A 16462-nucleotide genomic window follows, 5' to 3' on the forward strand; every position below is an offset into this window, starting at 1 on the left:
AACTGACTTATTGATTTTTCAATGCGCTAACCGTCACCAACAATTGTCCCACATGGCGTTGACTGTGCTCGGCAGCATGGAACAGCAGTCCAATAACCGTTGACGGCAATTTTTTACGCCCCACAAAACGCTTCTCGGTAAGAATGGATTCAGGAGTATTTTTAAAATATTCCAAAGCCTGATTTACCTTTTTTTCAAAATCGGCGATCAATTGTTGGGACCAGGGCGCGGATTCTCCATTGCCTTCATTTTTTAAAAAATGAAATTGCTCTTCGGTCAATCCCTTGTTATCGGCGTAGGTGAGCATACGGTCCAATACTCCGGTAATATGTCGTAAATGAAAGCCAATAGAAGCCCGACCAAATGGATTTTCCCAAAGTTTATCCTCGGGAAAATCCGCTAAATAGGTCTTTATTTCTCGAACAGACTGTAAAAGCGCATGGGCCGCAGGCTGTAACAGTGCTGGTACATCGAGTATGGCACCACTAAGCCAATATTCTTGGGTCGTTGGCATTATCTTTATTTATCTATTTTAAAAATCACGATAATCCCCGGCCAAATATTTGTTGGCTTTTTCTTCTTTGAACTGTGCAGTTTCTGCATCCCAATGCAAGGTTTCTCCTGGAAAACGACCGGCAATGGTGCCCAACAGAATGGTTTCTGTCAATCTTGCGGCATAATCAAAAGGAGCGGTTGTGGTATCCTTCCCCAAACAAGCGTCCACAAATTGATGATAGTGCTTGGGACCTTCGGTAGCATAATTTCGGATGGGTTCACCCAAATTGTGCTCTTCGGATACCTTGGCTATTTCTTTGGAGATATCCACATATTTGCCACGAACGATCTTTTTGGGCAATTGCATAAAGTGGGGCAACAATAAACGTCCTTTGGTTCCGACGAACATGGCTCCTTGTTCTGGCAACTCATTTTCACCAGCAACACCAGCATCCAATGAAATGCTGTTTTCATCACTCTTACCGGAGGTATCTTTGTCCTTTTTCATTTCCATTCCTGGCAACAAAAGGTCTTCGTGCATTTCTGGTGCTCCGGGGCCATCATACCAAACCCATTTCAGGGATTTTCCGGTGTATTCTGTTCCTGGAAACTCGTAGGTTACGGTATTCTTTTCCGGAAAACCGAATCCGTTGGTCGGTCTACATTCCGTTTTAATGGTTCTGGGCACATCCAGATTAAGGGCATTGTACGGAGTGTCAAAAATGTGAACACCCATATCGCCCAAGGTACCGCAACCGTAGTCCATTAACTTTCTCCAGTTGCCCGGGTGGTACATATCATCTTTATAGGGACGTTGTTTTGATGTTCCCAACCAAAGGTTCCAATCCAACTGGTCCGGAACGGGGTCTTCACCCTCTGGTAATGGGCCATCATAACCCCAGTTTTTAGGGGACCACGCATGTACGGTATGCACTTTTCCAATGATGCCGGACTGTATCAAAAGCGTGGCCAGTTTATAGTCGTAAAAGGAATGTACCTGTATGCCCATTTGGGTGACCAGTCCTTTCTCGGCGGCCACCTTTTTCATTTCCCTGGATTCGGAAACGTAGTGGGTCAACGGTTTTTGGCAGTACACGGGCTTGTCCATGTTCATTGCCATCAGGGAAGCCGGGGCATGTGTGTGGTCAGGGGTGGAAACAATTACCGCATCGATTTCGTCCCCCATTTCTTCCAACATGGCACGGTAATCAAAAAAGATACGTGCTCCGGGGTGCATTTTGTGTGCCGTGGATAAGTTGATTGCATCCACATCGCATAGTGCTATCACTTCAACAGCACTATGGGAAGAGACCGCTTTTAAATCCTCCATTCCCATGTTACCGACCCCAATATGGGCGGTGCGAAGTTTGTCTTTTGGGAATCCTGCCTTTAAAATTGAAGGTGCCAGCATAATACCGAGCGCCCCAACACTACTTTTTTTTAAAAATTCTCTTTTGTTCATGGTCTGGAGGTTATAGTTTTTTAATTTTTATGTTTCTGAACCAAATTGGACTTGAATGGTCCTGCAGGGCAATGTACCCAGTTTTGTATTTTCCATAATCAGGGGCGTTGTCCCATTTTCCCGATGCTTTTTTTGCATTCCATTCTTCTGACCAAGGGACAAATTCCAATAATTTTTTGCCATTGAGCCAGTGTTCCACCTTTTCGGGAGTGAACACGATTTTGGAGGAATTCCATTCACCGACCGGATTAAGGTTTTTTTGCGATTCATCGGCCGTGTGCATGGCATAATCGGCCCCTGTTTTTTGCCAGTCTTGCAGCAGTTCTGGGTGCTCTGCACCAAATTGAGAGTTGTACCCTGTAAGATCATGGATGTTCCCATAGTTTTCATCATCTATAATTTGATATTCCGGTGCAACCACGGGAGGACCATCATACCCTTCTTTTACATGATAAAAAATTCCGCTATTGGCTCCCTCAGGTATTCTCCATTCAAGGTAGAGTTCGAAATTATCGAACTCTTCGGCTCCGTAAATAATATCCTTTCCACCGGTATAGTCCTGTTCCAGTCCCAGTTCGGTATCAAAAGTGAGGATACTGTCTCGTATGGTCCATCCAGGGGGCAGGGAGTCCATTCCGTACCCTCGCCAGCCTTCCAGACTGGAGCCATCAAAAAGATAGATCCATTCTAATTCTTCCTTTTCGGGCTCTGGGATTGCTGTTTCTTCTTTTTTGTTTGTTTGATTTTTGCAGGCGGTTATCGCCAGAATCAAAATGGCGACCTTTAAAAATTTAAGCATTGTTTAGTTTTAGGTTTAATAAGCTGGGTTAAAGTACAAAATATTGAACAACTTTTTTTGTGTCTTTTTCACTACATTTAAAGCCGACTAACTCAACACTTTAAAAATGAAGACTTGCTTTTTCAAAATTGGTATGCTTTTGCTTGCCACCACATTATTTATTTCCCCTGCTCATTCTCAGCGCAGGAACAAGAAACAAAGTTCGCCCGAATACCCTCAAGAACTTTACTCCAGTTTGGAATACCGATTGATCGGTCCTTTTCGAGGAGGACGCTCTGGCACAGTTGCCGGTGTACCTGGAGAACCTAACCTATATTATTTCGGTGCCACTGGTGGCGGAGTTTGGAGAACCAAAGATGGAGGCCGCACCTGGGAAAATATTTCCGACGGTTATTTTGGAGGAAGTATCGGTGCCGTTGAGGTAGCGCAAAGCGACCATAATGTAATTTATGTAGGTGGAGGTGAGCAGACCGTTCGCGGTAACGTGTCTTCAGGTTACGGTGTTTGGAAGACCGAGGATGCCGGGAAAACATGGAAATCTTTGGGATTGGACAAAAGCCGTCATATTTCCAGAATGAGAATTCATCCCCAAGATCACAACATCGTGTACGCCGCCGTGATGGGCAATCTGTATAAACCTACTGAAGAGCGTGGTGTTTACAAGAGTACGGATGGTGGAGAGACTTGGAAAAAAGTGCTTTATGCCAATGATATGGCAGGAGCTGTTGATCTTACTTTTGACCCCAACAACCCAAGAATTTTATATGCATCTACTTGGAGAATTGAACGTACACCCTACAGCTTGAATAGTGGAGGGGAAGGTTCTGCACTTTGGAAGAGTACTGATAGCGGTGAAACGTGGACCGAAATTTCCAATAACAAAGGCTTTGCAACCGATACATTGGGAATTATTGGCGTGGCCGTATCTCCCAAAAACAGTAACAGGGTTTGGGCCATGGTGGAAAACAAGGAAAAAGGAGGATTGTATCGTTCCGAAGATGCAGGAAAAACTTGGTCGCTGATCAATAGTGACAGAAGCCTAAGACAACGTGCTTGGTACTACACCAGAATTTATGCGGACACCAATGATGAGGATGTTGTATATGTGCTCAATGTAAGCTATCATAAAAGTACCGATGGAGGAAAAACGTTTGAATCTAACAATGCTCCCCACGGTGACCATCATGATTTATGGATAGCTCCAGAAGATTCCGATCGTATGATCATGGCAGATGACGGTGGAGCTCAAGTGAGTTACGATGGCGGAGAAACATGGAGTACCTATCACAACCAACCTACGGCACAATTTTATAGGGTCACTACGGACAATGCTTTTCCATACCGTATTTATGTGGCGCAACAGGACAACTCTACCCTTAGAATCAATTATAGGAGTGATGATGGTTCCATAGGTGAGGATGATTGGGAAGAAACCGCTGGTGGTGAATCTGCCCATATTGCAGTGGACCCCGAGAATAACGACATTGTTTATGGGGGTAGTTACGGTGGTTTGTTGACACGTGTCAATCATGAGAAGAATACGGCAAGGGCCGTCAATGTATGGCCAGATAACCCCATGGGCCATGGTGCCGAAGGGATGAAGTACCGTTTTCAGTGGAACTTCCCCATCATGTTCAGTAAGCACGACCCTAATAAACTCTATACCTTCTCCAACCATGTGCATATGACCACTAATGAAGGTCAGAGTTGGGAACTGTTGAGTGGCGACCTCACCAGGAACGACCCCACAAAATTGGTGTCCAGTGGCGGACCCATTACACAGGATAATACGAGTGTGGAATATTACTGTACCATTTTCGCGGCCAACGAAAGTCCATTGAAAGAAGGATTGCTTTGGGTCGGTAGTGATGATGGACTTATCCATGTGACCAAGGATGGAGGCCAAACATGGGAAAATGTAACTCCGCCGAGTATGCCAGAATGGAACATGATCAACAGTATCGAGCCTTCCACTTTTGATGAAGGTACTTGCTACGTCGCTGCAACGCGGTATAAACTAGGCGATTTTGCTCCGTACCTTTACAAGACCACCGATTATGGTAAAACTTGGACCAAAATCACCAACGGAATCGAAGATGAGCACTTTACCCGTGTGGTAAGGGAGGACCCGAAAAGAAAAGGATTGCTGTATGCAGGAACCGAAACGGGAATGTACATTTCTTTCAACGATGGTGCCGATTGGGAAAAATTCCAGTTGAACTTGCCCATAGTGCCTATCACCGATTTGGCCATTAAGGACAACAATTTGATCGTAGCCACCCAAGGTAGAAGCGTTTGGGTTATTGATGACCTTACCGTACTTCATCAATTGGATGATGTGAAAAAATCGGCCGATGCCATTTTGTACAAACCAAGGGACAGCTATAGAACCAAAGGAAGAGCTTCAAGCAGACCATCAAAAACAGAAGGGGAAAACCTGCCGAATGGTGTAATCACCCATTTTTATTTAAAGGATTTCTCGGAAAAGGACAGTATTGCCCTGACCTACTCCAAAATGAATGGCGATACGTTGGAAACCTACAGCACTTACGCCAAGGAAAAGGACAAAAAACTGGAAGCTAAGAAAGGCGGGAACACCTATGTGTGGGATACCCGTGGCAAAGGTGCTGAAAGATTGGACGGCATGATTCTATGGTGGGCCAACTTAAATGGACCCAAAGCAGTACCTGGAACATACAAGGTCACGCTGAACGTAAACGGTGAGACCCAGACCGAAAACTTTACCATTCTTCCCGATCCAAGGGCAGAGGTCACTGCGGCCGATATGCAGAAACAGTACGATTTCATCACCGAGGTGAACGAGACCGTGGACAGGGCGCACCAATCCATCAAAAAGATTAGGACGATCAACGGCAAACTGGACGACTTCATCAAAAAGTATAAAGATGATGAAGCTACGAAGGCCTTGGTAGAGAAAGCCAAAAAGATGAAGGAAGAATTCGGGTCCATTGAAAAGGAGCTCTATCAGACCAAGAACAGAAGTAATCAAGACCCATTGAACTTCCCTATCAAATTGACCAACAAATTGGCGCATTTGAACAGCTTGGTTTCTATTGACGATTTCCCCCCAACAGAGCAGGACATTGCCGTGAAAAATGAAATTGGTGGTCAAATCAAAGAACAATTGGAAGCCTTTGATGCTTTGGTCGACAAGGAGATTTCAGCCTTCAACGAAGAATTTAATCAACTCAAATTGGATTATTTGAGCATCGAGGAATAGTAATACGGCCCCTATGTTTTTGCATAGGGGCTTTTAGATTGTAGACCACCTACCAATAATACAAATCAACCATCACAATGAAAAGAGGATTTCTTTTTTTGCTGAGTGCAGTTTTTGGATCGCTCACTTTTGCACAGACCGCCAACGATTATTTTGAACCCATGAAATTTAGGAACATTGGTCCTTTTAGGGGTGGACGTTCCGTAACAGCGAGTGGCGTAGTGGGAGACCCTTTGACCTATTACATGGGTACAACGGGAGGTGGCCTTTGGAAGACCACCAATGCCGGAGGCCTTTGGGAAAACATTTCGGACGGTTTTTTTGAAATGGGCTCTGTGGGTGCTGTCGCTGTGTCCCAGTCCAATTCCAATATTGTGTACTGTGGCATGGGCGAGCATGCCCCGAGGGGAGTAATGACCTCTTATGGTGATGGCATGTACAGATCCAACGACGCAGGAAAAACATGGATCAAGTTGGGCCTTGCAAAGACACAGCATATTTCGCGGATCATTATCCACCCGACCAATCCCGATATTGTCTACGTAGCTGCGCAAGGGGCATTGTACGCCCCAAATGAAGAACGAGGAGTGTATCGGTCCACGGACGGTGGAAAAACGTGGGAGAAGATTCTTTATGTAGACCAAGGTACGGGAGCAGCCGAACTTTCCATGGATGCCAACAATCCATTGGTGTTGTACGCGGCCATGTGGGAGCATCAACGAAAACCAAATAAAGTGATCAGTGGCGGGCCTGGAAGCGGATTGTACAAAAGTACCGATGGCGGCAACACTTGGAAAGAAATGACCAAAGGGCTACCCGAAGAAAAAGGGAAAATGGCCATTGCGGTGAGCGCCGCCAATTCCAATAAGGTGTACGCATTGGTAGAAAGTGATTCCGATCAAGATAAAGGTGGCTTGTTCGTTTCCAATGATGCAGGGGATAGCTGGCACATGGTAAGTGGCGACAACCGTTTGGTACAGCGTGCTTGGTATTATATCGAAGTATTTGCCGACCCCAATGATGAAGATACCGTCTATGTGCTAAGTGCTTCCATGTTCCGTTCCGAAGATGGCGGAAAAACATGGGAAACCATATCCGTTCCCCATGGCGATACCCACGACTTGTGGATCAACCCAAACAATTCCAAAAACATTCTTTTGGCAGATGATGGCGGTGCAACCATTTCCTTTGATTATGGGGAGAATTGGACGCTTCAGGACAATATGCCCACAGCCCAGTTTTACCGTATCAATACAGACAACTTGTTTCCCTATAACATTTACGGTGGACAGCAGGACAACACCTCGGTAAAGATTGCAAGTCTTTCTATGGGCCGATGGAGTATCAACCAAGAAGATTGGCATTATTCCGCAGGGGGCGAGAGCGCCTTTTTGGGTTTTGATCCCGATAATCCACGTTATGTGATGGGTGGAAGTTATTTGGGAACCATCGAACTGTTGGATATGGAATCCAAAATGTCCAGCAACGTGATGGCGGCACCCATTCAATACTTGGGACACGATGCCCGCGATATGAAATATCTGTATAATTGGAACGCACCCATTATTTGGTCCAAGCATGAACCTGGAACATTTTATCACGGAGCACAACTGGTTTTGCGAACCAGGGACAATGGAGTGACTTGGGAAGAAATATCCCCTGACCTCACCAGAGATCAAGACGAACTGCAAGGAAAAGGTGGTGGTCCCTACACCAACGAAGCTGTTGGAGCCGAAAACTACGGTACCCTGGCCTATCTGATTGAATCACCGCATGAAGCGGGCGTTTTGATCACGGGAAGTGATGATGGGTTGGTACACATCACTAAAAACGGAGGAGAATCATGGGAAGATATTACCCCGAAGGGCTTAAAGGAATGTTTGGTGAACGCCATTGAAGTATCGCCTCATGACCCAAGCACTATCTACATTGCCACCACCCGATATAAATTCAACGACTATACACCTGGATTGTACAAAAGTACCGACTATGGAAAAAGTTGGACAAACATTAGCGAAGGAATTCCCTACGGAGCCTTTACCCGGGTGGTTCGGGAAGACCAAGAACAGAAAGGATTGTTATATGCAGGTACCGAGAAGGGTCTTTATGCATCGTGGAACAATGGCAAAACATGGGAGGCCCTGCAACTGAATTTACCCAAAACACCGATTACCGACCTAAAAGTGCATCAAGGGGATTTGATCGTGGCAACATCGGGAAGGAGTTTTTGGATTTTGGACAACATCAACCTGCTTTCCCAATACAAGGGAAATACAGGTGAGTTGAAAATTTATAAGCCGGAAGAAGCCATTCATGGATATTGGGGAAGTCCGCTCAGCAGTAGTTCCAAAAGTGTGACAGGCACCAATCCATATGAAGGAGTTAACCCGGCCAATGGTATGGTGATATATTACAATCTTCCAAAGGAAATGGATTCGACCGAAGTGACCATGGAAATTCTGGACCAGGCGGGTAAATTGGTCCGTAGCTTTACCTCCAAGAAAGATGATAGTTATATTCCCCACAACGGCGGCGGTGCCCCGCCCAAACCAGTTTTGGGGACGGATAAAGGGCTTAATCGTTTTGTTTGGGATTTAAAAACTCCCATTGTCCCAGGCGTACCCGGGGTATATATCGAGGCGGACTTTTCAGGACATAAAGTGCCACCGGGCACATACACCATTAATTTGAAAGCAGGAGATAAAATGGTTTCCACAGTAGGCGCCATTGTTCCTACGCCGAATACCAACATGACAGAGGAGCGTTTTAAAGAGTATCATTCCATAATGATGGATTTTGAGAAGAAGTTGACGGATATGCACAACAAAGTGAACAAGTTGAAAGAAGTGCAAGGTCAGCTGGAGACCCTTTTGAAGGATTTGGACAATGAGGTGCTTAAAAAGGAAGGCCAAGCATTGCTGGATAAATTAAAGGAATGGGATGGCGAAATGGTCCAGCGTAAATCACAAGCGTATGATGATGTGGAGAACTTTCCCAACAAGTTTACCGCAGAATATCTGTTTGTGATGAACCATAGCAACAGCGCTTTACCACAGATCAATCAACCATCAAAGGATAGAAAAGCGGAGCTGGATGCACAATGGGTGGGATTAAAACGGCGTGCAGAAGCACTGATGAATTCAGAAATACCTAATTTTAACGCCAAACTTTGGGAGAATGGCATCGGCGCCATTCGAATGTAACATCTAAAAAACAGGTCAATTGTTGTATCCCTACATAAAATCGTTGCACCTCATATTTGTGGTGACCTGGTTTGCGGGTCTGTTCTACATTCCCAGGCTCTTTATTTATCATATTGAGGCTTGGCAAAAACCATCGCCCGACAAGGAGATATTGTCCGAACAACTCAAGTTGATGACAAAGCGGCTTTGGTATATCATCACTTGGCCATCGGCAATTTTGTGCACGCTTACGGCCATTTGGTTGTTGATTTTAATGCCAGCATGGTTGCAACAACCTTGGATGCATGTAAAATTGGCGTTTGTGCTACTGCTTTTTGTATATCATTTTAAATGCCATCAAATTTTTAAACAGCTACAGCGCGATGAGGTCAAATACACCTCAAAATTTATGCGGATATGGAACGAAGTGGCGACCATTATTCTTTTTGCCGTGGTCTTTTTGGTGGTACTAAAAAGTGCCTTTAATTGGATTTACGGCATAGTGGGCATGTTTGTACTTATGATTCTGTTGATGCTTGGCATTCGATGGTACAAAAAGGTGAGGGACCGTAATCCCAATGCGTAGCAAATCCAACGGATTTGAACTTGGCTCCTGAATTTGCGCTTTGTTTGGCTCGATAATTGCTTAAATTTAATACCAAAATCAAGCGGGCTTGCTAAAAAAACTTTCCTTACGGTCAAGAATATTTATTTCCATGATCACCCTGGTGGTGCTGGCTTCTGTTCTTATTGCTGGGGTCACCGTTTATCAATATAAGGAGCAGGGAAACGATTATCACCAAGAAAGGTTGGAGCGAAAAGAAGAGCAGCTCATCAAGAGTATCAACTATACGCTAAAGGAAACCACTTATCCTGTTACCACCGAAAATTTGCACTTGATTTTTAGCGAGGAGATCTATGAAATCGCGAACATTCAGAATGTAAATTTCAACATTTATGATCTTGAGGGCAATTTGATCAAAAATTCAAGGCCCAGTTTTGATTCGAATACCATTGCCACCTGTTTGGACGCCGAAGTGCTCAATTTTTTAAGGGAAAGCGGGGAAACCAAGTTTGTTGAGGAAAAGAGAGCCGCGGGGGACAACTATCAGGCCATCTATACGTATATCTACGACCTTAAATTTAAACCCATCGGTATATTGAACCTTCCTTATTTTGAGGACAATACCTTCAATAATATGGAACTCAAGGAGTTTCTTTTTAGGCTGGCCATGGTCTATATTCTGATGCTGCTCGTGGCCATTGTTCTGGCTTATTTTATATCAAAATATATTACACGTTCCCTTCAGACCATATCGGACAAGATGAATCGCACGAATCTGACCCGTCAGAACGAGAAAATCTATTTGGAAAGCCCTGGCGAAGAAATTGGTAAACTGGTGGATTCCTATAACCGAATGATCGATGAGCTCGAGGAGAGCGCGGTGAAATTGGCACGTAGCGAACGTGAACAGGCTTGGCGCGAGATGGCCAAGCAAGTGGCGCACGAAATCAAAAACCCGTTAACGCCCCTTCGTCTCACGGTCCAGAGTTTTGAGCGTAAGTTTGATCCCAGTGACCCCGATATACAGAAAAAGGTGAAGGAGTTTTCCAAGACCTTGATCCAACAAATCGATACCATGAGCAATATTGCCACGGCTTTTTCCAGTTTTGCGGACATGCCCGCCCAGCAAAATGAGACCTTGAATGTGGTTAAGGTGGTAAAATTGGCATTGGAGATCTTTAATGAAGACTATATTCATTTTATAGCCGATGAGGAAGAATTGGTGGCCAAATTGGACCGCACCCAATTGATTCGGGTAATTACGAATTTGGTCAAAAATGCCATTCAGGCCATTCCTGAAGTGGAATCTCCACGGATTTTGGTTACGGTGGCAACGGTGGGCGACCGGGTAAAGATTTCTGTTGCCGATAACGGACTGGGTATTCCAGATGAGAACAAACACCGGATTTTTGAGCCCAAGTTTACTACCAAGTCCAGTGGAACTGGCTTAGGGTTGGGCATGGTAAAGAACATTGTGGAAAACTATGGAGGAACCATTACCTTTACTTCAAAAGTTGGGAAAGGCACCGTATTTACCATAGATTTTCCCAAGGAACAGAAGAAATAACGGCAATTTGTACACTTGCCGCCCCAAATAGCGATTGATATGGATTATGAAAACATTTACATTGAAGAAGAAAACAATTTGGCCACTATTACCATAAATAGGCCCAAAAAGCTCAATGCACTCAACAAAAGGACCATAGAAGAGTTACATGTAGCTTTCAAGGAATTGGATGAGGCCCCGGAAACCAAGGTGATCATTATTACGGGAAGCGGGGAAAAGGCTTTTGTGGCAGGTGCCGATATTTCTGAATTTGCCGATTTCTCTGTAAAGGAGGGACGACAATTGGCGGCAACTGGACAACGGACCCTGTTCGATTTCGTTGAAAACCTGTCCACCCCCGTTATCGCTGCAATCAATGGATTTGCATTGGGAGGCGGATTGGAACTGGCCATGGCATGCCATTTTAGGGTAGCCAGCAGTAATGCCAGAATGGGACTTCCGGAAGTATCCTTGGGTCTGGTTCCCGGATATGGAGGCACACAGCGCTTGCCACAGTTGGTGGGCAAGGGCAGGGCCATGGAAATGATCATGACCGCTGGGATGATAGATTCCGATAAGGCCTTTGGCTACGGACTGGTGAACCATGTAGTGGCCAGCGAGGAACTCCTGCCTTTTTGCATCAAAATAGCGAGCAGGATATCGAATAATTCCTCCGTTGCCATAAAACATGCAATAAAAGCGGTAAATGCTGGTTTTAGGTATGATGCTGATGGCTATTCGGCGGAAATTGATGCTTTTGGAACTTGCTTTGGGACCGACGATTTTAAAGAAGGTACCTCTGCATTTTTGGAAAAACGCAAAGCCGATTTCCCTGGATCTTGACCATTGGCCTAACCAAGCCTAATCATGAAAAAATACCTGCTTCTTCTATTTAGCTTTGTGCTGTCGGGCATGGCCGTAAACGCACAAAAAATGCCCGTTTCTTACGATTTTGGTGAAAAATACAAGGACCGTTACCGCTACTCCAATTTAGTGGCCATCGATGAGGACGAATCCGGGGGCTATATTTTGGTGCGCGCCTACTATCAAGGACTTATTCTTAAGCCAAAAGGATATCTCATCGAAAAATACAATAGCGATTTAGAGCTCGTGGAAGAGTACAATTATAAACTCAAGGACCTTGATTTTGTAGATGGATTCCTTAAAAACGGCCAGTTGAATCTTTTGTTTCTAAACTATAACTCAAACAGAGGTGAATACGAATATTGGGCGCACAGTAGCCCAATTATCGATTTCAATTTTCAAGAAAAAAAGTTGCTCTCCATTGCTTCGGAAAAAGTGGATGATCCGGTCGGGAAGAATTATTATAACCGTGATTTCTCGCGCGGATTTACTACGGCTATCCTTTTTAATGAGGAAAAAACAGGTTTTGTGATCAGTACGCATCACAAAAGGGGCAAAAGCAATAAACATATGATCCATATGTACGATACGGCGCTCAATAAAAAGTTCGAGTTCGATTTTTCGGATGAAGTAGAGGAAAAGAACTATGCTTTTGAGAACGTTGCATTTTCAAATGATCTTCAAACCGCATACATAGTAGGCAAGGCTTACTTTAAAAAACGAAGATTTAGGGTCGATGAGAGAAAGTTTCAATATGAATTGATAAAAGTGTCCCAAAGTGAGAGCCAGACACAGTCGTTTGTGGACCCAGGAAAATACCCTGAAGCATTATACCCCGTTTTGATAGAAAACAAACTGGTCTGTACGGGATTTTATGCCGATAGAAAGGACAACAGGTACAATGGCATCGTTTATTTTGATGTAAATCCGAACACAATGGATATTCGTTCTCAGAAATACAATCCCTTTTCGCAGCAATTTATGGATGATAAATTTGGCCGGGAAGAGGATAAGGACATTAAAAACCTTGTTTTCAAAAATGTCGAAGTAACGGAGAACAACGAAATATTCTTTAATGCCGAAGAGTACTTCGTAACCTCGGGCTTGGAAACTACCGGTGCGGGGCAGCGGGTCAAAATCGAACGCTATCACCATAACGATATAGTCAGTGTAAAGCTTGATCAAAATGGTAATATGGAATGGGCGAGGAACATCAACAAAACAGAAGTGACCCAAGGAGATGGCGCATACGCTTCCTACAGCTCGTATTGTAAGGATGGAAATACCTACTTCTTTATCTGTACTGCGGCAGAAAACCCTCAATTGATCAACAACGAACGTTTGATATTTAAACAGGGCTTTAGCCGTAACAGGAATGTGTTTATGATCTCGTTGGATGAGAATGGGGTCATGGACTATGAAAAAATCATTGATCAGCAAGAGGCCAGGTTACCACTTATGGTTTCCAAACCCTTAAAGGATGAGGCAGAGGATAAAATGTTGTTCTATGCCAAAAGAGGAGGCAGAAAGCAACTCGTAAAAGTTGGCTTTAAATAGTTGAGCAATACATAGTTTGATAGTAATGGCCTCCAATGGAGGCTTTTTTTATGATTACCATTTAATTGGACTAGGATATAATCCATATATTTGGAATAAATCCAATATATGTCATTCAATAAATTCTTGAAGGGAAGGGGAGCTCAAAAGAATACGGACAATCGGTTTTTGCAGCATGTATTCGAAATGCGGGACGACTTTTTGGAGTTCTGTCGATTGGAAGGTGAAGAATACGAAAGCAATAAAACCCAGTACATACCCATTTTTCCAAAGACCATCGTTAACAAAGTGGACAGCCCCGATGTGGGCATGGGATATTCCATGAATCCCTACCAAGGTTGCGAGCATGGTTGTATTTATTGCTATGCCAGGAATACACACGAATATTGGGGCTATAGCGCAGGTTTGGATTTTGAGCGTAGAATCTTAGTGAAGAAATCTGCACCAGAGTTGCTGGAGGCAAAAATCAAACATAAAAATTGGAAGGCAAATACCGTAGTGCTTTCGGGGAATACGGATTGTTACCAGCCAGCTGAGCAAAAGTTCGAGATTACACGGAAATGCCTCGAGGTTTTTTTAAGGTATCGCCATCCCGTGGGTATCATCACCAAAAATGCCTTGGTGTTACGGGACTTGGATATTTTAAGGCAACTTAATGAGCATCAATTGGTGGGGGTCAATGTATCGATTACAACTTTGTCCGAAAAAACAAGGCGGAAGCTGGAGCCCAGAACGGCATCCATCCAAAAGCGGCTTAAAACCATCCAAGTTCTATCCGATAACAACATCCCTGTTAACGCCATGCTTGCACCTATGATTCCGGGAATAAATTCGCACGAGTTATTGCCCTTGGCCAAGGCGGTGGCGGACCATGGAGCGCTTTCTTTTGGATTGACGGTGGTACGGCTCAATGGTGCCATTGGACAGATTTTTTCTGACTGGATCAAGAAGGCCATGCCGGACAGGGCGGAGAAGGTACTGCACCAGATTCAGGATTGCCATGGTGGGACGGTCAACGATAGTCGATTTGGAACAAGAACCAAGGGTGAAGGTAAAATTGCCGAGCAAATACACGAAATGGCACAGATTGCAAGGAAACGATATTTTAAGAACAGAAACTTTCCGAGATTGAACATGGAGCTTCATGAACAATACAAAGACGGCCAGATGAAATTATTTTAGCCTCAACCGGCCAAAAAAAAAGGATGTTCGCCTTGTAAAAGATTCGTATTTGCCAAGAATGATAAAACAAAAAATGGCCCAATTTGGGCCATTTTAATATAATTATGGGGAGTTTATTTCAATTCCCAGCCATCACGGTAATCGCGGGTTACCCAATCGTTGGCTTTATCGTAGTTGGTAATCTTCATATTGTCGCCGTCCCAGAAAAGCTTTCTTCTACCAGGAAAACCATATGGATCCCAATCCCCCAGTTTTTTACCTTCCTTAAGTTCTTTGTATTGGTAGGCCTTTACTGCCAAGTTACCCATCAACACGGTCTCTGTAAGCCGTCCCGCTTTTTCAAAATTGGAAGAAGTTGGCGTACCGTTCTGGCAACCATCCACAAAGTTGGCAAAGTGGCCATCTATTCCCCCTGGTACCCTATCATATTTCGGTGCTGGGGATTTGTATAGATCCATCACTTCGGAAGGGAGCAATCTAGCGTTTCGGGAATAGGTATCGCAAATCAAAATGCCTTTATCACCATAAAAAATACTTCCTCCACCGGAATCACCAATGGTCTCATCGTCTTTTAGTTCGTCCGGTAGGTCAGGCTTAAGGCCGCCATCGTACCAATTCAATGCAATGTCCCCATGTTCTTCGTGCTCAAACTTTAAATGGATTTTAGAAGAAGGTGGACAGGAGTGACTATAATCCGCTTCCACAAAATCATCCACCCAAACCGTTGTGCAACTGGCCTCTGCTTCGGTAGGATAGCCTAGATCAAGTACGCTAAAGGGTGTTTCCATAATATGGCACCCCATGTCGCCCAATGCACCCGTTCCGAAATCCCAGAAACCTCTCCATTTAAACGGTAGATAAGCATCGTTGTAGTCTCTCATTTTTGCAGGGCCCAACCAAAGGTCCCAATCCAATCCTTTGGGAATCCTGTCTTTTTTCGTGGGCAGTGGCACCCCCTGCGGCCAAACAGGTCGGTTGGTCCAACAGTCTATGGTATGTACTTTTCCAATGATGCCGGATTCTACCCATTCACGGGCAATTCTGCTTCCATCACTGGATGCTCCTTGGTTCCCCATTTGGGTCACAATGCCCTGCTCTTTTGCCACTTGGGTCATTAATCGAGCTTCGTATATGTTGTGCGTAAGAGGTTTTTCCACGTAGGCATGTTTTTTCTCGCGCATAAAGGGCAAGGAAATGGTCGCATGCGTGTGGTCCGGACTAGCTACGGCAATGGCATCGATGTCACCTAAATGCGCATCAAAGACCTTTCTAAAATCTTTGTATCGTTTTACATCAGGGAATTGCTCGTAGGTTTGTTGTGCACGACGGTCATCCACATCGCAAAAGGCAACAAATTTCACTCTTCCGGTATCGTTCAGGCCATTAATTACTGAATTTCCCCTTCCGCCGACTCCAAATCCGGCCACATAAAGGGTATCGCTGGGAGGAATGTGGGTTTTCCCCAGTACGTGACTGGGTACAATCGAAAATGCTGCCGAAGCAGCGGCGGCATTTCTGATGAATTTTCTTCTTTGCATTATGTTTAGTTTGATATTATGTGAGTCCACA

11 protein-coding genes are annotated in these 16462 nt (G+C 44.5%); 7 read left to right on the forward strand and 4 right to left on the reverse strand.

Annotated features, from left to right (window positions below):
* Nucleotides 1–7: 7 nt before the first annotated feature.
* From K1F36_RS04575 to K1F36_RS04585, 3 genes are read right to left on the reverse strand one after another with little or no spacing between them, the layout of a single operon-like run.
* Nucleotides 8–514 carry a DinB family protein gene (locus tag K1F36_RS04575; RefSeq protein ID WP_220112731.1) on the reverse strand — a complete coding sequence of 169 codons (507 nt, stop codon included), beginning with the start codon at nucleotides 512–514 and terminating at the stop codon, nucleotides 8–10.
* Between the two features lie 18 nt (nucleotides 515–532).
* Nucleotides 533–1957 carry a Gfo/Idh/MocA family protein gene (locus K1F36_RS04580; protein ID WP_220112732.1) on the reverse strand — a complete coding sequence of 475 codons (1425 nt, stop codon included), beginning with the start codon at nucleotides 1955–1957 and terminating at the stop codon, nucleotides 533–535.
* 10 nt (nucleotides 1958–1967) lie between these two features.
* Entirely contained in the window at nucleotides 1968–2756 is a 789-nt protein-coding gene (locus tag K1F36_RS04585; protein WP_220112733.1) for a 3-keto-disaccharide hydrolase, read from the reverse strand.
* 106 nt (nucleotides 2757–2862) lie between these two features.
* Here K1F36_RS04585 and K1F36_RS04590 point away from each other — a divergent pair, with 106 nt between their 5' ends.
* From K1F36_RS04590 to K1F36_RS04620, 7 genes are all read left to right on the forward strand, one after another.
* The gene (locus K1F36_RS04590) at nucleotides 2863–5997 is read left to right on the forward strand and encodes a WD40/YVTN/BNR-like repeat-containing protein (protein WP_220112734.1); all 3135 of its coding nucleotides are present in this window, start codon (nucleotides 2863–2865) and stop codon (nucleotides 5995–5997) included.
* 77 nt (nucleotides 5998–6074) lie between these two features.
* A complete protein-coding gene (locus K1F36_RS04595; RefSeq protein ID WP_220112735.1) occupies nucleotides 6075–9200 on the forward strand; it encodes a VPS10 domain-containing protein in 3126 nt (1041 codons plus the stop codon).
* Nucleotides 9201–9219: 19 nt separating this feature from the next.
* Nucleotides 9220–9765 carry a CopD family protein gene (locus tag K1F36_RS04600; RefSeq protein WP_207031388.1) on the forward strand — a complete coding sequence of 182 codons (546 nt, stop codon included), beginning with the start codon at nucleotides 9220–9222 and terminating at the stop codon, nucleotides 9763–9765.
* A gap of 130 nt (nucleotides 9766–9895) precedes the next feature.
* Entirely contained in the window at nucleotides 9896–11311 is a 1416-nt protein-coding gene (locus K1F36_RS04605) for a sensor histidine kinase (protein WP_220112814.1), read from the forward strand.
* Between the two features lie 39 nt (nucleotides 11312–11350).
* Nucleotides 11351–12133 carry an enoyl-CoA hydratase/isomerase family protein gene (locus K1F36_RS04610; RefSeq protein ID WP_220112736.1) on the forward strand — a complete coding sequence of 261 codons (783 nt, stop codon included), beginning with the start codon at nucleotides 11351–11353 and terminating at the stop codon, nucleotides 12131–12133.
* 24 nt (nucleotides 12134–12157) lie between these two features.
* Nucleotides 12158–13711, forward strand: coding sequence for a hypothetical protein (locus K1F36_RS04615; RefSeq protein WP_220112737.1), 1554 nt, complete (start codon nucleotides 12158–12160; stop codon nucleotides 13709–13711).
* Nucleotides 13712–13819: 108 nt separating this feature from the next.
* A complete protein-coding gene (locus K1F36_RS04620) occupies nucleotides 13820–14893 on the forward strand; it encodes a PA0069 family radical SAM protein (protein ID WP_220112738.1) in 1074 nt (357 codons plus the stop codon).
* Between the two features lie 113 nt (nucleotides 14894–15006).
* Here K1F36_RS04620 and K1F36_RS04625 read toward each other — a convergent pair whose 3' ends face one another.
* The gene (locus K1F36_RS04625; RefSeq protein ID WP_220112739.1) at nucleotides 15007–16431 is read right to left on the reverse strand and encodes a Gfo/Idh/MocA family protein; all 1425 of its coding nucleotides are present in this window, start codon (nucleotides 16429–16431) and stop codon (nucleotides 15007–15009) included.
* Between the last annotated feature and the right edge of the window lie 31 nt (nucleotides 16432–16462).

Source organism: Flagellimonas abyssi, from assembly GCF_019457905.1.
Taxonomy (GTDB): Bacteria; Bacteroidota; Bacteroidia; order Flavobacteriales; family Flavobacteriaceae; genus Flagellimonas; species Flagellimonas abyssi.

Coding starts and splice junctions, on each gene's coding strand:
- K1F36_RS04585 (WP_220112733.1), bottom strand. CDS start 2,756: ATGCTTAAATTTTTAAAGGTCGCCATTTTGATTCTGGCGATAACCGCC.
- K1F36_RS04610 (WP_220112736.1), top strand. CDS start 11,351: ATGGATTATGAAAACATTTACATTGAAGAAGAAAACAATTTGGCCACT.
- K1F36_RS04590 (WP_220112734.1), top strand. CDS start 2,863: ATGAAGACTTGCTTTTTCAAAATTGGTATGCTTTTGCTTGCCACCACA.
- K1F36_RS04615 (WP_220112737.1), top strand. CDS start 12,158: ATGAAAAAATACCTGCTTCTTCTATTTAGCTTTGTGCTGTCGGGCATG.
- K1F36_RS04605 (WP_220112814.1), top strand. CDS start 9,896: ATGATCACCCTGGTGGTGCTGGCTTCTGTTCTTATTGCTGGGGTCACC.
- K1F36_RS04620 (WP_220112738.1), top strand. CDS start 13,820: ATGTCATTCAATAAATTCTTGAAGGGAAGGGGAGCTCAAAAGAATACG.
- K1F36_RS04580 (WP_220112732.1), bottom strand. CDS start 1,957: ATGAACAAAAGAGAATTTTTAAAAAAAAGTAGTGTTGGGGCGCTCGGT.
- K1F36_RS04595 (WP_220112735.1), top strand. CDS start 6,075: ATGAAAAGAGGATTTCTTTTTTTGCTGAGTGCAGTTTTTGGATCGCTC.
- K1F36_RS04625 (WP_220112739.1), bottom strand. CDS start 16,431: ATGCAAAGAAGAAAATTCATCAGAAATGCCGCCGCTGCTTCGGCAGCA.
- K1F36_RS04575 (WP_220112731.1), bottom strand. CDS start 514: ATGCCAACGACCCAAGAATATTGGCTTAGTGGTGCCATACTCGATGTA.